Annotated in this window: 17 protein-coding genes and 1 riboswitch; of the genes, 7 read left to right on the plus strand and 10 right to left on the minus strand. The window is 74.1% G+C overall.

What is annotated here, in order from left to right; all coding sequences use genetic code 11:
* Positions 1 to 10: 10 nt before the first annotated feature.
* From ACZ6RC_RS13865 to ACZ6RC_RS13875, 3 genes are all read left to right on the plus strand, one after another.
* Positions 11 to 1,372, plus strand: a complete 1,362-nt coding sequence (locus ACZ6RC_RS13865) for a vanadium-dependent haloperoxidase (protein WP_391142111.1) — start codon at positions 11 to 13, stop codon at positions 1,370 to 1,372.
* A gap of 169 nt (positions 1,373 to 1,541) precedes the next feature.
* Positions 1,542 to 2,150, plus strand: a complete 609-nt coding sequence (locus ACZ6RC_RS13870) for an HPP family protein (RefSeq protein ID WP_469582211.1) — start codon at positions 1,542 to 1,544, stop codon at positions 2,148 to 2,150.
* 7 nt (positions 2,151 to 2,157) lie between these two features.
* Complete coding sequence (locus tag ACZ6RC_RS13875; RefSeq protein WP_391142106.1) at positions 2,158 to 2,826, plus strand: pyridoxamine 5'-phosphate oxidase family protein; 669 nt, start codon at positions 2,158 to 2,160, stop codon at positions 2,824 to 2,826.
* Positions 2,827 to 2,845: 19 nt separating this feature from the next.
* Here ACZ6RC_RS13875 and ACZ6RC_RS13880 read toward each other — a convergent pair whose 3' ends face one another.
* Both ACZ6RC_RS13880 and ACZ6RC_RS13885 read right to left on the minus strand, forming a co-directional pair.
* The gene (locus ACZ6RC_RS13880; protein WP_469582860.1) at positions 2,846 to 4,585 is read right to left on the minus strand and encodes a methyltransferase; all 1,740 of its coding nucleotides are present in this window, start codon (positions 4,583 to 4,585) and stop codon (positions 2,846 to 2,848) included.
* A 147-nt stretch (positions 4,586 to 4,732) separates the two neighbouring features.
* A complete protein-coding gene (locus tag ACZ6RC_RS13885; protein WP_469582215.1) occupies positions 4,733 to 5,944 on the minus strand; it encodes a 4-hydroxybenzoate 3-monooxygenase in 1,212 nt (403 codons plus the stop codon).
* A gap of 375 nt (positions 5,945 to 6,319) precedes the next feature.
* On the opposite strand from ACZ6RC_RS13885, the gene ACZ6RC_RS13890 reads away from it, so the two are divergent.
* Together ACZ6RC_RS13890 and ACZ6RC_RS13895 are read left to right on the plus strand one after the other, a co-directional pair.
* Entirely contained in the window at positions 6,320 to 9,694 is a 3,375-nt protein-coding gene (locus ACZ6RC_RS13890) for a pyruvate carboxylase (protein ID WP_469582863.1), read from the plus strand.
* 170 nt (positions 9,695 to 9,864) lie between these two features.
* Complete coding sequence (locus ACZ6RC_RS13895) at positions 9,865 to 11,043, plus strand: serine hydrolase domain-containing protein (RefSeq protein WP_469582217.1); 1,179 nt, start codon at positions 9,865 to 9,867, stop codon at positions 11,041 to 11,043.
* Positions 11,044 to 11,076: 33 nt separating this feature from the next.
* Here ACZ6RC_RS13895 and ACZ6RC_RS13900 read toward each other — a convergent pair whose 3' ends face one another.
* The 8 genes from ACZ6RC_RS13900 to ACZ6RC_RS13935 all read right to left on the minus strand — a co-directional run bounded on the left by ACZ6RC_RS13900 (position 11,077) and on the right by ACZ6RC_RS13935 (position 19,389).
* Positions 11,077 to 11,478: a hypothetical protein gene (locus tag ACZ6RC_RS13900; protein ID WP_469582222.1), complete on the minus strand. Its 402-nt coding sequence runs from the start codon at positions 11,476 to 11,478 to the stop codon at positions 11,077 to 11,079.
* Positions 11,479 to 11,495: 17 nt separating this feature from the next.
* Positions 11,496 to 13,112: a hypothetical protein gene (locus ACZ6RC_RS13905; RefSeq protein ID WP_469582225.1), complete on the minus strand. Its 1,617-nt coding sequence runs from the start codon at positions 13,110 to 13,112 to the stop codon at positions 11,496 to 11,498.
* 308 nt (positions 13,113 to 13,420) lie between these two features.
* Positions 13,421 to 14,422 carry a pyridoxal-phosphate dependent enzyme gene (locus tag ACZ6RC_RS13910; protein ID WP_453611866.1) on the minus strand — a complete coding sequence of 334 codons (1,002 nt, stop codon included), beginning with the start codon at positions 14,420 to 14,422 and terminating at the stop codon, positions 13,421 to 13,423.
* Positions 14,343 to 15,440, minus strand: a complete 1,098-nt coding sequence (locus ACZ6RC_RS13915; protein WP_469582229.1) for a GHMP family kinase ATP-binding protein — start codon at positions 15,438 to 15,440, stop codon at positions 14,343 to 14,345. Before ACZ6RC_RS13915 ends, ACZ6RC_RS13910 begins: the two co-directional genes overlap by 80 nt.
* Positions 15,437 to 16,336 carry a Rossmann-like domain-containing protein gene (locus ACZ6RC_RS13920; RefSeq protein ID WP_469582232.1) on the minus strand — a complete coding sequence of 300 codons (900 nt, stop codon included), beginning with the start codon at positions 16,334 to 16,336 and terminating at the stop codon, positions 15,437 to 15,439. Before ACZ6RC_RS13920 ends, ACZ6RC_RS13915 begins: the two co-directional genes overlap by 4 nt.
* An 11-nt stretch (positions 16,337 to 16,347) precedes the next feature.
* A complete protein-coding gene (locus ACZ6RC_RS13925) occupies positions 16,348 to 17,145 on the minus strand; it encodes an ABC transporter ATP-binding protein (RefSeq protein ID WP_391142092.1) in 798 nt (265 codons plus the stop codon).
* A complete protein-coding gene (locus ACZ6RC_RS13930) occupies positions 17,142 to 18,380 on the minus strand; it encodes a FecCD family ABC transporter permease (RefSeq protein ID WP_469582235.1) in 1,239 nt (412 codons plus the stop codon). Before ACZ6RC_RS13930 ends, ACZ6RC_RS13925 begins: the two co-directional genes overlap by 4 nt.
* Positions 18,370 to 19,389, minus strand: coding sequence for an ABC transporter substrate-binding protein (locus ACZ6RC_RS13935; RefSeq protein WP_469582240.1), 1,020 nt, complete (start codon positions 19,387 to 19,389; stop codon positions 18,370 to 18,372). Before ACZ6RC_RS13935 ends, ACZ6RC_RS13930 begins: the two co-directional genes overlap by 11 nt.
* A 206-nt stretch (positions 19,390 to 19,595) precedes the next feature.
* Here ACZ6RC_RS13935 and ACZ6RC_RS13940 point away from each other — a divergent pair, with 206 nt between their 5' ends.
* Both ACZ6RC_RS13940 and ACZ6RC_RS13945 read left to right on the plus strand, forming a co-directional pair.
* Entirely contained in the window at positions 19,596 to 20,945 is a 1,350-nt protein-coding gene (locus ACZ6RC_RS13940) for an MFS transporter (RefSeq protein ID WP_469582242.1), read from the plus strand.
* Positions 20,946 to 20,962: 17 nt separating this feature from the next.
* Positions 20,963 to 21,187: riboswitch (cobalamin riboswitch) on the plus strand.
* Between the two features lie 65 nt (positions 21,188 to 21,252).
* A complete protein-coding gene (locus tag ACZ6RC_RS13945; protein WP_469582245.1) occupies positions 21,253 to 21,720 on the plus strand; it encodes an acyl-CoA thioesterase in 468 nt (155 codons plus the stop codon).
* The last annotated feature ends 60 nt before the right edge of the window (positions 21,721 to 21,780 follow it).

The following is a 21,780-nucleotide window of genomic DNA, read 5'->3' on the forward strand; positions in this document are numbered from 1 at the left end:
AGGACCCTTGATGCTCTCCACACGTCCGAGCCGCCGCCGTCTCGCCAAGGCCGCCATCGCCGGCCTCGTGCTCGCCGCCGCCGTCTCCACCACCCCGGCCGGCGCGGCCTCCTTGGACACGGACACGGGCGCCCGTGCGACCCCCGACCGCGTCCTGTACTGGAACAACGCCATCCTCGACGCCTTCCGCAAGGTCGGCGGCACGCCGGGTCCGCTCACCCGCGGTGGCGCGATCATGAACATCGCCATCTACGACGCGGTCAACTCCATCAGCACGGTCGGCAAGCCGTACCTCACCAAGGACGCCTCCGCCGCGGGCCGGTACGGAGCGGTCGACTCGGCGGTCGACCACGCCGCCTACACCGCGCTGAAGAGCTCCTTCCCCACCGTGGACTTCACCCAGGCGTTCAACACCGCCCGCGCCCTGCCCGACCGGGGCACCGCCGCCGAGCGGCAGCTGGGCAGCCAGCTCGGTGTCAAGACCGCCAACGCGATCATCGCGCACCGCACCAACGACGGCTCGGTCAACACCACGCCGTACGTCGTCACCACCGGCCCCGGCCACTGGATCCCCGCCCCGAACAAGCCCGTCGGCGCCCCCAACTGGGGCAAGGTCAAGCCGTTCGCGCTCACCAGCGGATCGCAGCTGCGTCCGGCCAAGCCGGCCGGGTTCACCACGCCGGAGCAGATGCTCAAGAGCCCGGAGTACGCCGCCCAGGTCAACGAGGTCAAGGCCGTCGGCGGGAAGAACTCCACCGTCCGCACCGCCGACCAGACCCAGATCGCGCACTACTGGGCCAACGACGTCGACGGCACCTACAAGCCCGTCGGCCAGCAGTACGACCACACGATCGCCATCTACAAGAAGTACCGCCCCTACGGCGGCTCCTTCGACTCCGCCAAGCTGTTCGCGAAGCTGTCGGTCTCCCTCGCCGACGCCGCCATCGCGATCTGGGACTCCAAGTTCGACACCGACTGGGACCTGTGGCGGCCCCAGCACGCCATCAACTTCGCCGACCAGGTCCCGAACCCGGACCTCACGGCCGACCCGGCCTGGCAGCCGCTGGAGAGCGACCTCGCGGGCAACAGCTTCAGCCCCAACTTCCCCACCTACGTCTCCGGCCACTCCGGCATAGCCGCGGCGTGGGCGGGCGCGCTGAAGAACCACTTCGGCCGTGACGACCTCGCCTTCAGCGCCGGCACGGACGACCCCTTCGCCCAGGGCGTCACCCGCTCGTTCCCGTCCTTCTCCGCCGCCGCGAAGGAGAAGGCCGACAGCCGGAAGTACATCGGCGTGCACTTCGAGTGGGACAACGCCGCCGCGCTGACCCTCGGCTACCAGGTCGCCTCCAAGGCCACCGCTCGCTTCTGACCCGCACCACCCCGTTCCACGGTGTGCCGGAGCCGCCTTGCCCGACAGGCGGCCCCGGCACACCGCCGTACCCCGGCACCGCCGCCGTACTCCGGCACCGCCGCCGTACCCCGGCACCCTCCGCACCACCCCGCCTCCGCCGCCCCTCCGATCGACAGGAGCAGGTCCCATGTCCGACACCGCCGCCCACGCGGCCCCCGCGACGACCCCCGATCCACCCTCCGCGGCGGCCCCCACTCCCGCGCCCGCGACACCGGCACCCGGACCGGCGACGGCAGCCGCGGGCGGCCGCTTCGCCAGCAAGGCGCCGGCCCGCCCGGCCCCTCGGACGATCCTCGTCTCCACCGTGGCCGCCGCCGTCGCCCTGACCGCGGTCGTCCTGGCCGGCACCCTCATCGACCAGCCCATGCTCGTCCCCCCGCTCGCCGCCAGTGCCGCCCTCGTCTTCGGCGCCCCGGCGCTCCCCCTCTCCCAGCCCCGCAGCGTGATCGGCGGGCAGCTCGTCTCCGCCCTGACCGGTTTCGCCACCCTCGCCGTGGCCGGCTCCTCCACCTGGGCCGCCGCCCTCGCCGGCGGACTCGCGCTCGGCGCCATGATGGCCGCTCGTACGCCCCACTCCCCCGCCGCCGCCACGGCCGTCATCGTCGTGGTCACCCAGCCCCCCACGTGGCTCTTCCTCGTGCTCCTCGCCTTCGCCACGGTGATCATCACCGCCACCGGACTCGTCCGCTCCGCCCTCGAACGCGCCACCCCCCGCTATCCCCTCTACTGGTGGTGACCACCCCATGACCAGCCGGTACGCCCAACTCCTCTTCACCCCCGCCGTCCAGCACCACCAGACCGCCGCCGGAAGCGCCCGCGGCTACCAGCGCATGGCCCGGGCCGAGGGGCCCGAGCCCGACCGGCTGGGCCCGGACGAAGAGCACTTCATCGCCGAGCGCGACAGCTTCTACATCGCCTCCGTCAACACCGGCGACTGGCCCTACGTCCAGCACCGCGGCGGGCCCCCCGGCTTCCTCCACCCCGTGGACGCCCGGACGCTGGCGTACGCCGACTACCGCGGAAACCGCCAATACATCACCAACGGCAACCTCGACGACAACCCCCGCGTGGCCCTGATCCTCACGGACTACCCGAACCGGACCCGCCTCAAGATCCTCGGCCACGCCGCCATCGCCTCCCCCGCGGCCCACCCCGAGCTCACCCGGCGCCTCAGCCGCCCGGCCACCCCCACGCACCCCCACCCGCCCATCGTCGAACGCCTCGTCCTCATCACCATCGAGGCCTTCGACTGGAACTGCCCGCAGCACATCACCCCCCGCTACACCACCGCCGAACTACACGAGGCCCTGCAGCCCCTGCGCGCCCACCTCCAGGAGCTCCAGCGCGACAACGAGGCCCTCCGCCGGCTCCTCACCGATCACGGCATCCCCCACCCGGCCCCGCCCGAATGAGCGGGGCCGGGTGGACGCGTCAGGTCCTGCGGGCGTGCAGGACGTGGGCGCCCAGCGCCAGCGGGCTGTGGCCGAGGAGGCCGAGGCCCTCGGCGGCGAGCAGCCGGGCGTAGTGCTCGGCCGTCCGCTCGCGGCCTCCGGTGTTGCACATCATGTGGAGGTCCCAGGCGGTGGCGAGCGAGGGGGTGGCGTCGGCCGGCAGGAGCCGTTCGACGACGAGGAGGTCGGCGTGCGGGGGCATGGCGTCGGCGCAGTGGCGCAGGATGCTCCGGCAGCGGTCGTCGTCCCAGTCGTGCAGGACGCGGGAGAGGAGGTAGACGTCGCCGCCCTTCGGGACGTCCGCGAAGTCGCCCGCCCGGTAGGAGCACCGCCCGCCGGCGTCGGTGGCGGCCAGCCGGGCGCGCGCCGCGTCGAGGACGTGCGGACGTTCGAGAAGGATGCCGCGCAGGGTGGGGTGGGCGGTGAGGACCCGGCCGAGGAGTTCTCCGGTACCGCCGGCGATGTCGACGACGGTGCGGGGGCGGCCGGGGGCGGTGGCGGCGGCGGTGAGGACCGGGTGCGCGGGGAGGGGGTCGAACATGGCGGCGCTGGACGCCATGGACCGGTCGAACAGGGCCGCGAGTTCGGGGTCGCGGGCGAAGTGGTCGAAGTGGTTCTCGCCGTGGAGGTGCTCGAAGCCGGGCTCTCCGCTGCGCACGGTGTGGGTCAGGTGCGCGAAGGACTCGTAGAAGGGGCCGCCGTACATCAGCGCCAGGGGCCGCATCGAGCCCGGGGCGTCCGCGTCCAGGAGGGCGCCGACATCGGTGAGGCGGAAGCCGTCGGGGCCTTCGACGACCACGCCCAGCATGGCGAGGTACCGCAGCAGGGTCGCCAGGCTGTCGGGGTCGGCGCCGACGGACCGGGCCAGCTCCGCGGCGCCGGCGCCGGGGTGGCGGCGCACGGCCTCCGGCAGCCGGAGCCGCGCGCACGCCGCCAGGGCCTGGGTGGTCCAGGCGCCGGTCAGCAGCCACAGCAGCGCTTCCGCCGGCCGCGGCGCGCCGGGCCGGCGCGGGCGGTCCGCCGGGACGAGCGGACGGCCGAGGTGCTCGGCCAGGACGTCCCGGTGGTCCCCGCCCGCGTACAGCTCGACGCGCCGGTACGGCGTCTTCGTACCGTCCGGGGCGGTGAAGTAGAAGACCGTGCCGTTCTCGTGCGGGTTGTAGCCGCCTCCGTCGGCGGCCGCGCCGTGGCGCGCGAAGCTCGCCAACAGCCCGCGCAGCACCAGGGGGTCGGGCCGCTCGACGTCGAAGGCGAGGTGTGCCTCGTGGTCCAGGCGGCGTTCCTCCTCGACGAGCGCGGACAGGCCAGAGCCGGCCGGCACCGTCAGGGCGAACACCTCGACCGTCCGGTGCTCCCCGGCGGGGCCGTGGACCACCGGACGGAGAATCCTTACGTCAAGATCCTCGGGGGTGCGCTCGTGGCGGGCGGCGAGGCGTTCGCGTACGACGACACTGGGCCGCGCCGGGGCCTCGGCGGAGAGTCCGCAGGCCGCCAGGCCGGCCCGGAGCGCGGGCTCGTCGGGCGGGAACACGAGCACGGCGGCGTGGGCGAAGCGGCACCGGTCCGTCAGCGCCCGCAGTTCGGGGCCGTCGAGGCCGGGCAGGACGCGGGAGAGCAGGTCGGAGGTGTCCTGCTCCCGGACGAATCCGGCCGTCGCGCGCAACCGCTCCGTGTCCTCGTCCGCGTGCGCGTCCGCCGTCGTCGTCGTGGATGCGGGCATGGTGAAGCGATGTTCGGAGTGCATTCCCTGTCCGTGGATGAAGGAGGAAGTCCGGGCCGGGCCCGGTACGGGGACGAAGACGCGGCGGAGGAGGAGGACGCGCGAGGGCCGCGGAGGAAAGAGGGCCGGGGGGGAAGAGGGGGCCGGTCAGACGCCGACGTAATTCTCGGCGAACCAGTCCTGGTGGGCGCGTGAGGTGCGCAGCGAGGCGATACGGGAGTGGCGCAGCCGCTCCTGGAAGAGGGAGCCGCCGTCGGGCCCGGGGGCGTCGTGCAGGAGGCGGATCATCCAGTGGGAGAACTCCTGCGCCCGCCAGATGTGGGCCAGGCACCGCTCCGAGTACGCGTCGAGGGGCTCGGGGTCGCCGTGCGCGAGGGCCGCGGTCAGCGCCCGGGCCAGGATCTCCGCCTCCAGCACCGCCAGGTTCGCGCCCTTCGCGGCGGACGGGCTGATCAGGGCGGCGGCGTCGCCCACCAGGAACAGCGAGCCGTGGCGCAGCGGTTCGAGCACGTCGGACTCGAGGTCGACGACGGCCCGCTGGACGATCCGCCCGCGCCGCAGGGGTCCGTACGCGTGCGCGCGCATGCGCAGGTCGAGTTCGTCCCAGACGCGGTCGTCGCCCCAGGCGTCGTCCCGCGTCCCGCGCGCGCACTGGAGGTAGTAGCGGGTGATCTCGGCGGAGCGGGCCATGTGCCCGGCGAATCCGCGCGGGTGGGTGGCGTAGCCGACGGCGTCCAGGCTCGGCGGCGCCTCGGCGAGCAGGCCGAGCCAGGAGACGCCGTGGTCGCGGTGGTGGCGGTGGACCGCCCCGGGCGGGAGCGCGCGCCGTCCCGCGCCGTGGCGGCCGTCGCAGGCGGCGACGTACCGTCCCCGCCACCGTCCGGGGCGCCCGTCCCGCTCCCGTACGGTCACGGCGGGCGTGGGACCGTCGGCGTCGGCCACGGCGACCGCCTCGGTGTCGAAGCGGATCCGTCCCCCGGCGTCGACGAACAGGTCCAGCAGGTCGGCGACCAGCTCGTGCTGCGGATACACGGTGTGCGGCTCGCCCCGGCCGAGCTGCCGGTAGTCCAGGCGGAAGCGGCCGTCCTCGGTGCGGAACTCGCAGACGCCGTGCTCCTGCCCGTGGCGGCGCAGTCCCCCGTCCAGGCCGTGGCGTTCCAGGATCCGTACGGTGTTCGCGGCGAGGAAGCCGGCCCGGGCCCGGTTTCGGACGTGGTCGCGGGCGGCGCGTTCCAGCACGACGCAGTCGATGCCGGCGCGGAGTAAGAGATTGCCGAGGACCAGGCCCGCCGGGCCGGCACCCAGGATCACCACATCGGCCGAGTCCTGGGGAATCCCGGCGTATTGACTCTCTGTCACAACGGTGGATCTTAGGCATGGAGAAATGGGGCGCCACGCAGATGTCACCCGAACGCACCACATGACGCGAAAAGGATTCTTCCGTCATAGGAGCACCCGCACCGTGCTCGGCGACCGGGCCGTCCGCGCAGGCGGGGGCCACCCCGGGGCCCCTCTCCGGCCGGCGGGCCGCTTCTGCCCTCTTTACGCCCGCACAGACGGCCGGGTCGCGATGATCCATGTCACTGTCGTGGGACCTTCAGTACGCCACGACGCAGCCCTTAGCGTGGCCGAAACGAGCCGGACTCGACGCGTACGGGGCCGCCCCCGGGCACCTCGTACGCGCAGAGGCGTCGGCGACCCGCTGCTCGTCACCGGCACGGTGAAGGGATCATGATGTTCCGCAAGGTACTGGTGGCCAATCGCGGCGAGATCGCGATTCGCGCCTTCCGCGCAGGCTACGAACTGGGGGCGCGCACGGTCGCCGTCTTCCCCCATGAGGACCGCAACTCCCTGCACCGGCTGAAGGCCGACGAGGCCTACGAGATCGGCGAGCCCGGGCATCCGGTCCGGGCCTACCTCTCCGTGGAGGAGATCGTCCGGGCGGCCCGGCAGGCCGGCGCCGACGCCGTCTATCCGGGGTACGGATTCCTGTCCGAGAACCCGGAGCTGGCACGCGCCTGCGAGGAGGCGGGCATCACGTTCGTCGGCCCCGGCGTGCAGACCCTGGAGCTGACCGGGAACAAGGCGCGGGCCGTGGCCGCCGCCCGGGAGGCGGGCGTCCCCGTGCTCGATTCCTCGGCGCCCTCCACGGACGTGGACGAGCTGGTGGCGGCCGCCGACGGCATCGGCTTCCCGGTGTTCGTGAAGGCCGTCGCGGGCGGCGGCGGCCGCGGCATGCGGCGGGTCGAGGACCCGGCGACGCTGCGCGAGTCCATCGAGGCGGCGGCCCGCGAGGCCGAGTCCGCCTTCGGCGACGCGACGGTCTTCCTGGAGAAGGCCGTGGTCGACCCGCGCCACATCGAGGTGCAGATCCTCGCCGACGGCGAGGGCAACGTCATCCACCTGTACGAGCGCGACTGCTCGCTGCAGCGGCGCCACCAGAAGGTCATCGAACTGGCGCCCGCCCCGAACCTCGACCCGGAGGTGCGGCAGCGCATCTGCGACGACGCCGTCAAGTTCGCCCGCCGGATCGGCTACCGCAACGCCGGCACCGTGGAGTTCCTCCTCGACCGCGAAGGCAACCACGTCTTCATCGAGATGAATCCGCGCATCCAGGTCGAGCACACGGTGACCGAGGAGGTCACCGACATCGACCTGGTGCGGTCGCAGCTGCGCATCGCCGCCGGCGAGACCCTCGCCGACCTCGGCCTGACGCAGGAGTCCGTCGTCCTGCGCGGCGCCGCCCTGCAGTGCCGGATCACCACCGAGGACCCGGCCAACGGCTTCCGCCCGGACACCGGCATGATCAGCGCGTACCGCTCCCCCGGCGGCTCCGGCATCCGCCTGGACGGCGGCACGACCCATGCCGGTACGGAGGTCAGCGCCCATTTCGACTCGATGCTGGTCAAGCTGACCTGCCGGGGCCGGGACTTCGGGACCGCCGTCGACCGGGCGCGGCGCGCGGTCGCCGAGTTCCGCATCCGGGGCGTGTCCACGAACATCCCCTTCCTGCAGGCCGTGCTGGACGACCCGGACTTCCAGGCGGGGAACGTCACCACGGCCTTCATCGAGGAGCGGCCGCATCTGCTCACCGCGCGCCACTCCGCCGACCGCGGCACGAAGCTGCTCACCTACCTCGCCGACGTCACCGTGAACAAGCCGCACGGCCCGCGCCCGGAGCTGATCTCCCCGGCCGGCAAGCTGCCGGCGCTGCCCGCGGGCGAGCCGGCCGCCGGCTCCCGGCAGCGGCTCCTCGCGCTCGGCCCGGAGGGCTTCGCGCGGAGCCTGCGCGCGTCGTCGACGATCGGGGTCACCGACACCACCTTCCGCGACGCCCACCAGTCGCTCCTCGCCACCCGGGTCCGGACCAAGGACCTGCTGGCCGTCGCCCCCACGGTGGCGCACACCCTGCCGCAGCTGCTGTCCCTGGAGTGCTGGGGCGGCGCCACCTACGACGTCGCGCTGCGCTTCCTCGCCGAGGACCCGTGGGAGCGGCTCGCCGCCCTGCGCGAGGCCGTGCCGAACATCTGCCTGCAGATGCTGCTGCGGGGCCGCAACACCGTGGGGTACACGCCCTACCCGACCGAGGTGACCGACGCGTTCGTGGAGGAGGCGGCCGCCACCGGCATCGACATCTTCCGGATCTTCGACGCGCTCAACGACGTCGACCAGATGCGCCCCGCCATCGACGCCGTACGGGCGACGGGGACGGCGGTGGCCGAGGTCGCGCTCTGCTACACCGCCGACCTCTCCGACCCGGCGGAGAAGCTGTACACGCTGGACTACTACCTGCGGCTGGCCGAGCGGATCGTCGCCGCGGGGGCGCACGTGCTGGCGGTCAAGGACATGGCGGGCCTGCTGCGCGCGCCCGCGGCGGCCACCCTGGTCTCCGCACTGCGCCGCGAGTTCGACCTGCCGGTGCACCTGCACACGCACGACACCGCGGGCGGCCAGCTCGCCACGTACCTCGCGGCGATCCAGGCGGGGGCGGACGCGGTGGACGGCGCGGTGGCCTCCATGGCGGGGACGACCTCCCAGCCGTCGCTGTCGGCGATCGTCGCCGCGACCGACCACTCCGACCGGCCCACCGGTCTCGACCTCCAGGCGGTCGGCGACCTGGAGCCGTACTGGGAGAGCGTCCGCAAGGTCTACGCCCCCTTCGAGGCGGGCCTGGACTCGCCGACCGGGCGCGTCTACCACCACGAGATCCCCGGCGGGCAGCTCTCCAACCTGCGCACCCAGGCCGTCGCGCTCGGCCTCGGCGACCGTTTCGAGGACGTCGAGTCGACGTACGCCGCCGCGGACCGGATGCTGGGCCGGCTGGTGAAGGTCACGCCGTCGTCGAAGGTGGTGGGCGACCTCGCGCTGCATCTGGTGGGCTCCGGGGTGGCGCCCGCGGAGTTCGAGGCGGCGCCGAACCGCTTCGACATTCCCGACTCGGTCGTCGGCTTCCTCCACGGCGAGCTGGGCACGCCTCCGGGTGGCTGGCCGGAGCCGTTCCGCAGCAAGGCGCTGGAGGGCCGCGCCGGCCCCAAGCCGATGCGGGAGCTGACCGCGGAGGACCGCGCGGGCCTGGCGGAGGACCGGCGCGGGACGCTGAACCGGCTGCTGTTCCCGGGCCCGACGAAGGCGTTCGAGGCACACCGGCAGGCATACGGCGACACGAGCGTGCTCGACAGCAAGGACTTCTTCTACGGGCTGCGCCCCGGGAAGGAGTACACCGTCGACTTCGGACCCGGGGTGCGGCTGCTCATCGAACTGGAGGCGATCGGCGAGGCCGACGAACGCGGCATGCGGACCGTCCTGTCGACCCTGAACGGCCAACTCCGCCCGATCCAGGTCCGCGACGAGGCGGCGGCCGCCGACCTCCCGGTGACCGAGAAGGCCGACCGGTCGGACCCGGGCCATGTCGCGGCGCCGTTCGCGGGCGTGGTGACGCTGGCGGTCGCGGAGGGCGACGAGGTCGAGGCGGGGGCGACGGTGGCGACCATCGAGGCGATGAAGATGGAGGCCTCGATCACCGCCCCGAAGAACGGCCGGGTGTCCCGCCTGGCCATCAGCCGGATCCAGCAGGTGGAAGGCGGTGACCTCCTCGTCGTGATCGGGTGAGGGGGGTGGGGCGGTCGCCGGGAGGCGGCCGCCGTCGCCTCTCCTCGATCCGGGGTGCGAGAGCGGCGCAGGGGGCCGGGCTCGGAAGCCTTGTCCATACGGCTGGCACCCGTTCACGCGGGGCGTGTTCCGGATGGAGGGAAGGGTCCGGTGATTCCTAGCCTTGGATCATGAGTTCTCGTCGTTTACGGATATCAACCGCTCTACTGGCGTTGGCCGCCGTGTCGTCGCTCCTCACCGCGGGTGCCTCGGCCGCGCCGCGGCCCTCCGGCGGCGCCTGGCCGGTGCAGCGTGACGCCGACGCCCTGCGCGATGCCGGGGTCACCGGAGTGACGGTCCGCCTGGAGACCCCGCGCGGTACCGTCACGGCCGGCTCGGGGGTCAGGGACCTGGTCACTCGTCGCCCGGTCCCGGAGGACGGCTACCTGCGGCTGGGCAGTACCACCAAGACGTTCGTCGCCACCGTGGTGCTGCAGCTGGTGGGCGAAGGCCGGGTCTCCCTCGACCAGACGGTGGAGGAGCTGCTTCCCGGGGTCGTCTCCGGAGCCGGGAACGACGGCCGGACCATCACCGTCCGCGACCTGCTGCGGCACACCAGCGGCCTGTCCGACTACGTCGCCGACGTCTTCCCCGAGCAGACCGCCCGGACCTACTTCGCCCACCGGTGGCGCGCCTACGCGCCCGAGGACCTGGTCGCCCTTGCCGTGCGTCACGAGCCCGCCTTCCCGGCCGGCCACGGCTGGGCGTACTCCAACACGAACTACGTCCTCGCCGGAATGATCATCGAGAAGGTCACCGGCCGCACCTGGGACCGCCAGGTCCACGACCGCATCCTGCGCCCCCTGGGCCTGACGCACACCGACACCCCCGGCACCCGGCCCTTCCTGCCGTGGCCACACGCGGCCGACTACCAGCAGTTCACCGCCGACGGCCCCATGCTCGACACCACGATCCCCTACCGTCCCTTCGACAGCGGGGCCGACGGCTCGATGACCGGCACGGCCCGCGACCTCAACCGCTTCTTCAAAGCCCTGGTCGACGGCCGGCTGCTCAAGCCCGCCGAACAGGCCGCGATGCGGACGATGGTCCCGGTGCCGGAAGGCAGCGGCCACCCGGCCGGGACCCAGGACGGCCTGGGCCTGTTCTTCACCCCCCTGTCCTGCGGCGGCGGATACCTCGGGCACGGGGGAAGCGGCTTCGGATACGTCCTGCGCGCGGCGACCACCACGGACGGCCGACGCACGATCACGGTCTCGGCCCACAGCCGCCCCGCGGACCCCCGGACCGCGGCCCGCCAGGAGGACGCCCTGCGCACCCTCGTCGACAACGCCCTCTGCCACCCCGCCTGATCCGGCCGCACGGCGTGGGCACGAGTGCCCGGCTCATCCGCCCCACCCGGCGAGGGCACGGGCGAGCGCCTCGCCGGTCTGCTGGACCGCGGTTCCGGCCACCAGGGCCGGCAGAGCCTGGATCACCCCGCTCAGCGCCCGCGGCTCGGGCGTGGCGGGGGATGTCAGGGCCGTGTCGATGTCGTCCAGCATGCCGCGCACCGTCGCGAGGTTCGGCAGCTCCGCCGCGTGCCGCTCCGTGTCCGCGCGCACGGCGTCGAGAAGGCCGCGCAGCGTGGTGAGGTCGACGGGTGTGCTCTGGAGGGAGGTCGACTGGTGGACGTGGGAGACGTTCTGTCCCACCACGTTCTGCAACGGGGCGGTGTTGTCGCCACCGATGCTGATCCCCGAGCCGTGCCCCGCCCCTGGTGTCCGACCTCGATGCCACATGATCATCTGCTCGCTCCTGACGACTAGGTACCCTGGCCGACATCGCTGATGCCGGCTCCGGCGACGTTCTGGATCGGCGCGTTGTTGTCGCCGTAGACCTGGATGTTGGTGATGACCGTCGCCACCTGCTTGTCGTACTGGGCAGTGTCGATGCCCAGTTCGTCGAGGTACGCGGCGACCGCCTGGAAGACGCACGTCTGCATGAGCACCACGTGCCTCTTCGCGTCGTCGCTCTGGTGCATGTCGGCGACCTCGTCGATGGAGTACCGGTCACGCAGGCTCACCGGGTCCTTCTCCTCCGCGCGCCCCCCGCGCGTCTCGCGCAGCGCGAGGCGTCTCACCCCACGGAAGAGCGCGAACGGCCCTTCGGCCGCGTCCAACAAACCCTGCACCGCCACCCGGCCGACCAGACGCGCGCGGTTCCCGGCCAGGGGGTCGCCGGTCGAGCGCAGTTCGTCGTGGAGGGGAGCCATCACGTGCGGGCGTACGGTGAGTCGGAGTTCGCCGGCCTCCAGCGCCGCGTGGACGAACACGCTGGCCACGACCTGGCCGCCCCAGCTGACGCACTGCGCCCGCAGATAGAGCCGGTCCGGCACGCCGGACGGCGAACGGCGGCCCCGGCCCCGGAGGTCCGGATCGCTCGGCTTCGCGGCGTGGACGCGTCGCAGCCACAGCGCCGACGGAAGCCCGACCACGGGGGCCACCGTGAAGCCGGGGAGCGAGTCGGTGATGCCGCCATGACCGCCCAGCTCGCCGAGCGCGGCTCCTACCCGCTCCAGCAACTCCGCCTCGCCGGACAGCTCGACCCGCCTCTGCGGATCCTTGGCCGTGAGCGGGATGCCGATGTCCGCCACGCCCCAGACGTCTCGTCCCGCTCCGATGAAACGCTCAGGATGGTCGTACGGCAATTCCTGCCTCCGCTGTCCCTCGCCGATCATCGCCGCCCGCCGCCCGGCCCGGACCGCGGCCACGGGGAAGCGGTCGGACGCGACGCCCACCCGTGCGATCCGGGCCATCGCGGCCAGGGCCGCCACCCGGTCCGCCGTACAGACCAGCGCGGCCGTCACCCACCAGGCGAGCGGGAGCAGGAGCAGGCCTCCCCGCAAGGAGACCGCCGCGCCCGGCACCGTCGCGAAGGGCAGCACGGCGCCCAGCAGAGGGAGGCTCAGGACGAGCAACGCCGCACGCGGGGACGGCGCGGGCCGCGCCTTCGCCCCCTTGCGCACGGCCCGGAAAGCGGCCCACCACAGGAGCAGCGACAAGAGGAGCGTCCCGCCCCACACCGCCGCCGGCAGGGGAAGCGCGTACGCCACGGCGGCGGTGAGGACGAGGACCGCGGCCCGCCGCACCCTCCATCGCCGGCGTGCGCGCATGCTGTGCGCGAGCACGGGCACGAGGTCGAAGGCGTACGACGGGACCGCGAGCCGCGGTCCGTGGAGCACATGGTCCAGCACCCACCGCGCCATGGGCTCGCCCAGAGGCGGGCAGTCGTCACTGCTCTCCAGATAGACGCGCCGCCGGGCACTGCGCCGGGGCTTCTTCCGCACCTCGGCCCCGCCCCGGGCCCTCTTCCACCACGCCATGACGGCCCGCACGCGGTCGGGACGCCGGTGGAGCGCCTGGCAGAGCAAAGGGGTCACCTCGGAAGCGGACACCTCCCCCGCCCGCTCCCCGCGAGCACGGTCCTCGGCCTCCTGCCAGGCCGGAGAACCGGCCTGCCTCGGCACCGCCGGCCCCTCCGGAAGCGCCCCCGCCATTCGCTCCCGCACACCGAGAATCCGCCCCTGCACCACGCCCGTCCCCCGTTCACCGATCCCGCGGGCATCCTCGCGCTGAACTCGGCGAATCGCCAGAGCGCAAATGCGTCATCACCCGTGCCGAACACGCTCGCCGAAGGGTTCGATTTGCGTTCGTGTGCACGAGCTGCCCGCTGCCTGGGCCCCGTGCGTCACCCTCGGCGGTTCCAGGGCATGCGGGACCACGGGAGCGCGAGGTCGTCCTGGTGGGTCGCCTCGTGAGGGGTGAGGGTCGTCAGGGGGGACGCCTCCCGGTGGCGGGTGAAGACCGTGTCGACGTAGCGGTGGCCCGTGTCGGGGGCGAGGAAGAGGATCGTCCGGTCGGGGGTGCGGGTGTGTTCGTGGCGGGCGGCGAGGTAGGCGGCTCCGGTGGAGAGGCCCGCGAAGACCGCGTGGCGGCGCAGGAGGTCGACGCTGCCGGCGAGGGCCGCGTCGAAGGAGATCCAGTGGAGGGTGTCGTACAGCGCGTGGGAGACGTTCCCGAAGGGGATGGAGCTGCCGATGCCCGCGATGATGATCTCGGGGTCGGCGATGTGCTCGGCGCCGAAGGTGACGCTGCCGTAGGGCTGGACGCCGACCAGTTCCACATCGGTCGGGGCGCCGTCGGGGGCCTCGCGGAGGTAGCGGGCGAGGGCGCCGGTGGAGGCGCCCGAGCCGACGCCGCCGACGACGGTGAGCGCGTCCGTGCCCGTCGCCTCGCGGACCCGGTCGGCGATCGGGCGGTAGCCGAGGTAGTGGATGTCGTCGTGGTACTGCCGCATCCAGTGGTACTCGGGGTGCTCGGCCAGGATCTCGTGGATCCGTTCCACCCGGCGCTTCTGGTCGAGCTTGAGGTCGTCGCACGGCTCCATCCGCTCCAGCGTGGCGCCGAGGACGGCGAGTTGGACGCGCAGGGTGCGGTCCACCGTCGTCGACCCGACGATGTGGCAGCGCATGCCGTGCCGGTGGCAGGCCAGGGCCAGGGCGTAGGCGTAGATGCCGCTGGAGCTGTCGAGGAGGGTGTCGCCGCGCCGTACGGCTCCGGTGTCGAGGAGGTGGCGGACCGCGGCGAGGGCGGAGACCACCTTCATCGTCTCAAAGCGCAGGCAGACGAGCCGGTCGTCGAGGCGTATCAGGTCCGGCCGGCCGATCGCCTCCGCGATGTGCTGGTCCATCGGGGACCTCCTGGGTCGTCGTGGTGGTGGTGAAGGTGCGGGTGGTGGGGATGCCGTGGGCGTCGAGGGCGCGCAGGCAGCTCCGTACGCGGTGGCGCCAGCCGCGGGCGGCGGGGTCGAACAGCACCCCCGCCACCGCGCCGCTGTGCGCGATCTGCACGCCCGCCGCCCCGGTCCGCCGGGCGATGACGGTCAGGGCGTCGAACTCGGGGTGGTGCAGGACCTGTTGGCCACGGTGGGCGCTGGCGGTGGCGACCTGACCGAGGAGTCGGACGTCGCCGGTCGCCACCGCGCGTCGCAGCAGCGCGCGGAGCCGTTCGAAGTCCCGTACGTCGGCGTCGGAGGCCTCCCGTACGGGCAGGGCGAGGGTGTCGACGGGCGCGCCCCCGCCGAGGGCGCAGCCCACGACGACCAGCGGCGGGAGGGCCGGACCGAGGACTTCCAGGACCCGGCCCTCGCGTTGGGCGAAGAGGACCGGGCGCCCGTCCAGCATCAGCGGGTCGCAGGCCAGCTCGGCGCGCACGGCGAGCCGGGCGACCGTGTCGGGGGTCAGGGTCAGCCCGTACGCGTCGGCGACCGCGCGCACGGTGGCGATCACGTCGCTGGTGGAGCTGCCCATGCCCAGGCCCACCGGTACGTCACCGGCCAGCCGCAACTCCCCGCCGCTGGGGGCGAGTCCGGTGCGGCACGCGCACTCGGCGACCGCGAGGGCGGCGGCGTGCGCGGCCTTCGTCCGGCCGGAGGGCACGGCCGTCAGCGCGCCGGGCGGGGTGCCGGGCCGGCGGAGGAATGCGGCGCGGCTGCCCGGGCCGGCCAGGGGGAGGGTGACGAGGCCGGCGCACCGGCGTCCTTCGGCGTCGCGGAAGACGCCCTGGAGGATCTCGCCGTGGTGGCAGGGCGCGTGCCCGGTGCCCTTGGTGAGGGCGGGGGCGCCGGGGGCGGAGGCTCCCGTGGCGGGGGTTCCCGGGGCGGAAGGTCCCAGTGGGGCTCCCGGGGCGGTGGTGGCGGTGGGGCTCATGCGCCGCCCGCCGTCCGGTAGCGGTACAGGACCGTCTCGTCGGCGCTGAACTGGGAGAAGGGGAACGGCTCCGCCGACAGGGCGGTCACCCCTGAGCCGAGGAAGGCACGGGCGACGGCGCTGCCGCTCTGCGCGTACACGATCAGCGGGACGCCCCGGGACCGGCAACGCTCCAGGATGGTGTCGAACGAGCCGTTGCCGAGGGTCATTCCGGTGGCGACGACGGCGTCGGCGCGGTCGAGCACCGCGTGCATGTCGTCGGTGACGGGGTCGCCCCACTGGGTGGTCTTGAGGTTGAAGTCGCAGGGCAGCGGTTCGCCGCCGCGCTCGCGGATGGCCGCGACCAGCGGGTTGACGACGCCGATCAGGCCGACCTCGGCGCCCGCCGGGAGGTCGAGCAGGCCCGCGATGGCCGCGTCCCGGGCCTTGGCGCGGACCTCCGGAGGACCTGCGGGGAGGGTGACGGGCTCGGCGTCGCCCGCCGCGGCGGCCACCCGGTGCGGGCGCGTCTCGGAGAGGTGGGCGTCGAGCGCGGCGATCCGCAACGGGCGGGGGGCCTCCCGCAGCAGGACGTCGAGCGGGGTGCCCGAGGCGTCCCGGCAGACGGCGGGGTCGATCTCCCCTGCCTCGAAGGCGCAGCCGCCGAACGAGCCGCCGACGCGGACCAGGACGTACTGGTTGAGGTACGTGATGTCGCCGCCGGCCAGCCGGGTGCCGTGGTGGATCCAGAACACGCTGGTCGCGACGGGCCGGGAGGCCGGCAGGCCGCTGCCGTCGCCCCGGGAGGGGGCGTCGGTCCCTTCGTGGTCTTCGCAGCCGGCGAGGACCTCTTCGATGAGCGCGTCGACGGATCCGGCGGAGGCGGGGGCCGGGGCGGAGGGGGTGGTCTGTGGCATGGGGTTCCTTGTCAGGGTGCGGGGTGCGGGGCGGGCAGGCGGGTGGCGAGGGGGCGTCGGTAGGTGACGGTCGGGTGTCCGTGGCCGTCCGTGGTGAGCGCGGCCTCCACCTCGAAGACCTCGGCGAGCCGTTCGGGCGTCAGGACGGCGGCCGGCGGCCCGGCGGCGACCAGCCGGCCGTGGTGCAGGAGCAGCAGCCGGTCGCAGTGGCGGGCGGCGAGCGAGAGGTCGTGCAGGGCCACCACGACCGTCTGCTCGGTGCCGGACAGCAGCTCCATCAACTCCAGCTGGTGCCGGACGTCGAGGTGGTTGGTCGGTTCGTCGAGGAGGAGGGCGTACGGCTGCTGGGCCAGCGCGCGGGCCAGGTGGGCGCGTTGGCGCTCACCGCCCGACAGTTCCTTCCAGGAGCGGCCGGCGAGGGCGGTGAGTCCGACGCGTTCCAGGGCGGCCGCGACGACCGCGCGGTCGGTGGCGTCGGGTCCGCGCCAGCGGTCCCGGAACGGAGTGCGCCCCAGGCCCACGACATCGGCGACCCGCAGGTCGTGGTCGGCGCCCGGCTCCTGCGCGACGAAGGCGACATGGCGGGCGATCCGGCGTGCGCTCCAGTCCCGTACGGACGCGCCGTCGTAGCGGACCGTCCCGGTGTCGGGGGTCCGGAGGCCCGCGAGACAGCGGAGCAGCGAGGACTTGCCCGAGCCGTTGGGGCCGAGGAGTCCGACCGTCTCGCCGGGCGCGATGTCGGCGCCGACCCCTCGTACGATCGGCGTTCCGGCGGCCGACCAGGTGAGTTCCTCCGCGGTGATCCTCACAGCGCGCCCCTCTTGCGCAGGACGAGGAGGAAGAGCGGCACGCCGAGGAGCGCGGTGATCACGCCGACGGGTACTTCCCGTGGCGCGAACGCCACCCGCGCCAGGGCGTCCGTCCACACCAGGAACACCGCGCCGGCGAGGGCGGCGTACGGCAGCAGGACGCGGTGGGTCGGCCCGACGAGGAACCGGACGCCGTGCGGGACGATCAGGCCGACGAATCCGATGGCACCGACGGTGGCGACCGCCACCGCGGTCAGTGCGGCGGTGACGACGAGCAGCAGCGTCCGCGTGCGCCGTACCCCGATGCCGAGGGAGGCGGCGGTGTCCGCGCCGAACGCGAGGCCGTCGAGGGCGTTCGCGCACAGCCACGCGGCCAGCAGTCCGAGCGGGGTGACGACCGCGCAGACCAGTACCGCGTTCCAGCGGGCCGGCGCCATCGAGCCGAGGAGCCAGTGGGTGACGGCCCGGGTGGTGTCGGCGTCCGCCGAGGCCATCAGGATCAACGAGGTCAGCGCGGTGAAGAGCTGGCCGATCACGACGCCGGTGAGGACGATGCGAACCGAGTCCGGGCCCCCGCGCCGCAGCAGGAACAGCAGCAACGCGAACGAGAGCAGCGCGCCGGCGAGGGCGCCACCGGTCACCCCGAGCGTGCTCGCGCCCACGCCGAGGACGACCACGGCGACGGCCCCGGTCGACGCGCCGGAGGAGACGCCGAGCAGGTACGGGTCGGCGAGGGCGTTGCGCGTGACCGCCTGGAGCACCGTGCCGCACACCGCGAGCGAGGCGCCGACCAGGGCGGCCATCAGGACGCGGGGCAGCCGCAGCTCCCAGACGAGCGAGTCGACGATCGGGGGCAGGGGCTCGACGTCGAGACCGAGACGGGTGCCGAAGACGCGGGCGAGGCCCTCCCATTCGACCTCGGCGGCGCCGACGCGCAGCGCGGCCGCCATGGATCCGGCCAGGACGGCGAGGACGAGGAGCAGGAGGACCCCGCGGCCGGCCGGGGACGAGGGGAGGACGACGGACGAGAGGACCGGCGAGGTCCCCGGGGCCGCGGAGGATCGGCGGTCGGTACGGGCGAACCAGGGGGCCCGCCGGGTGGCCGGCCGCCCCGCCGGGAGCCCGTCCGCCTTGGGTCGGTCCCCCCGGGGCCCGTCCGGGGCGGGTCCGGCCTCGACGGCGGGATCCGTCGCCACGCGGCCGCGCGCCCGGGGGCTCAGCAGGTCAGCGGGCATGGCCGAGGTCCTTGATTCCCCGGGCGAGGAGTCCGAGTGCGTGGACGGAGCGCACGGACGGGTCCAGTTCGATGCCCGGGACCTCGATGATCCGGTCGTCACGGACCGCGGGCAGCCGGGAGATCACGGGGTGCGCGGTCATCGTGGCGCGCTTCTCGGCCGCGCTGTCGCCGGGTCGGCCACGCTCGGACAGGTCGCCGATCACGATGATGTCGGGGTCACGCTCGGCGACCTCCTCCCAGGTGACCTCCGGCCAGTCCTCCTCGACGTCGTCGAAGGCGTTCCTGGCGCCGACGATCCGGCTCATCTCGCTGGGCAGACCGGTTCCGCCGGCGACGTACGGCATGCCGTTGAAGACGGAGTAGAGGTAGACGACGGTGGGCCGCTCCGCGCTCGCGGCCCCGGGGGCCTCGGCGGCGGCCCCCCTCGCCCGGGCGACGGCCGCGCGCTGCTCGGCGGCCAGTGCGGCAGCCCGCTGGCGGACGCCGAAGACCGTGCCGAGGTTCTCGTAGTCGGAGAAGAGCAGGTCGAACGGGGTTCTGCCGGCGGGGTTGTGCTGCGGGCAGTCCACGGCGCTGACAAAGGTGGGGACCTTGAGGGCGCCGAGTTCCTCGCGGGTGCCGGCGCGGTCCTTGGTGAGGAGGTCCGCGGAGCCGGCGACCACGAAGTCCGGCGCGGCGGCGCGGAGTTGCTCGCCGGTCGCGATCTTCGGAGCGATCACCGGGACCGACGCGTACGCCGTCCGGTACCGCGCGGGGATCTTGGTCTTGAGGTTGGCGGTGCCCGCCATCCGCTCCTGGAGGCCGAGTTCGAGCAGCGTCTCGGTGGAGGCCTGATCGAGGGCGACGGCGCGCTGGGGCGGTTCGGCGAGGGAGAGGGGGCGCCCGCAGCTGGTGAGGGCGGCCGATCCGGCGGCAGGTGGCGCGACGGGGCCGGGGCGGGCGGTGGAGCAGCCGGCGGTGGCGAGGGCGAGAGCCAGGGCGAGGCCGAGGCGGGCGGGATGACGCATGGGTCTCTCCGGTGGGACGAGGGCGGGGTGGGTTGCGACGGGCCGGGGGCCGGGGGCGACGGGCGGGCAGGGGTGTGGCGGGGCAGCGGGGCACCGGGTGCGAGGGCGCCGCGTTCGAAGAGTACTGTAATGGCAATCATTTTCATTAACGACCCCGGGGGCGTCGTCGCGGACCTCGCCCCCCTCGCCGAGGAGCACCCCACATCGTGGTCACCCCATCCACCGCCACCGCGGCCAAGTCCCCTGACGCACCGCCGCGTTCGGTCCTGCGCGACCTCGCCTTCCTGCGCCTCTGGGCGGGCACCACCGCCTCCGGTCTCGCGACCTGGGCGCTGCCCTTCGTCCTCGGGCTCGCCGTCCTCCACCGCGATCTGGGCGCCACCGGGCTCGGCCTGGTCCTCGCCGCCCGCACCGCCGGGTTCCTCCTCGCGGTCGCCGTCGGCGGCGTGCTCGCCGACCGGCACGCGCGCCGCGCCGTCGTCTTCTGGTCCGCCCTCGCGGCGGCGGTCGCCTCGCCCCTCCTCGCGGCCGGCCTCGGGCACTCCCTCGTGCTGATGACGGCCGCCGCGGCGCTCGCGGGCGCCGGACAGGGCGCCTGCCGCCCGGCGTTCCAGGCGCTCACGGCCGAGACCGTCCAGCCGGAGCGCCGTCAGCAGGCGAACGCCGCCATGACGATGGCCGTCCGGTCCGCCACGCTCGCCGGGCCCGCGCTGACCGCACTGCTCGCGGCCTTCCTCGACGTCGCGTCGCTGCTGCTGGGCATCGGGCTGCTCTGGCTGGTCGCGGCGCTGGTCCCGGCGAGGGGAGGCAGGGGCACCGCCGGCAGCACGACCTCCGCCCCCACGACCGCGGCCCCCGCCCCCACGACCCCGCACCCGTCCGACCCCGCCCGACACACCGGGCCCCGCACCGGACCGGACGCCCCGCACCGCCCTGGCTTCCGTGCCGAGTTCGTCGAGGGCATACGCGAGGCCCGGCGCCACCCCTGGTTCCTCGCCGGTCTCGCCGCCCTGGTCGCCGTCATCGCCCTCGGCTACTCCGCCACCAGCGTCGCCCTCCCCCTGATCAGCCGGGACCGTTACGGCACCGAGTGGGTGCTCGCCGCGGCCATGACCGCGTACACCGTCGGCGCGCTCGGCGGCGCCCTGTTCATCGCCCGCGTCCGGCCGCGGTCCCAGGGCTGGGCCGCTTTCGCCGGCCTCGCGGCGTACGGCTTCGCCCCGCTCAGCCTGGTGCTGCCGGTCCACCCCGCGGTGGTGGTCGGCGCGTACGCCGTCGCGGGGATCGGCATCGAGCTGTTCAACGTGCCCTGGTTCACGGCCACGCAGCGCGAGGTCGCGCCGGACAAGCTGGCCCGGGTCTCCTCGCTGGACTTCCTCGTCTCCTACGGTCTGGCGCCGGTCGGTCTCGCCCTGATCGCCCCGGCCATCGGCCTCCTCGGCGTCACGCCCGTCCTCGCGGCGTGCGCCGCCGCCTGCTTCTTCGTCCCGGCCGCCGCGTGCCTGGTGCCCGGCGCACGGCACTTCGCGCGGCCGGCCCCGGAGACCACGGACTGACGGGCCGCGCAGGACGTAGTCTGGAGCGCGCAGCTGGTTCGCCCCGTCCGCCAGGCGGGAGGCGTCGTAAGAGGGAACCCGGTGGGAATCCGGGACTGCCCCGCAGCGGTGAGCGGGAACGACCGCCGTCATACGCACTGGGCCCGGCAAGGGCCTGGGAAGCGACGGCCAGTAGGAGACCGCCGGTCGAACCGGTGGACACGCCCGCGAGTCCGAAGACCTGCCCGTTGCCCGCGCACCCGGCCTCCGGGCTCCCCGGCCCCGTGCGCGCGGATCCGACCGCCGCGACTCGCGAAGGAGAGTTGACGTGGCCGACCACGCCGCCACCCTGCCGTCCCCCGTCCGCAAGACCCCGGCCGATTCCCGGGTGACCCTCGCCCACATCATGAGCGAGCACGACACGAACCTGTACGGGACCATCCACGGCGGGGTCGTGATGAAGCTCATCGACGACGCCGCCGCGGCGGCCGCCGGGCGCCACGCGGACGGTCCCGCCGTGACCGTGTCGGTCGACCGGATGACCTTCCTCGCCCCCGTCCGCTCCGGCGACCTGCTGAGCGTCCACGCCGAACTCGTCCGGGCCGGCCGCACGTCGATGACCGCCGAGGTCCGTGTCACCGCCGAACGCTGGAACGCCTCCGGCCCGACCGCCGAGGTCGCCACCGGCCGTCTCAGCTTCGTCGCCGTCGACGCCGACGGGCGCCCCCGCCCCGTACCGGCGCTCGACCTGCCCGACCCGGCGCTCGACCTGCCCGCTCCGGCCGGCGCCGAGTGACCGGTGGGCGCCGGGTGACGGCCGGCTGACGGCGCTCCCGCCGCCCCGTTCATATAGAAC

The sequence above is a fragment of the Streptomyces sp. NPDC048353 genome, from assembly GCF_055587165.1.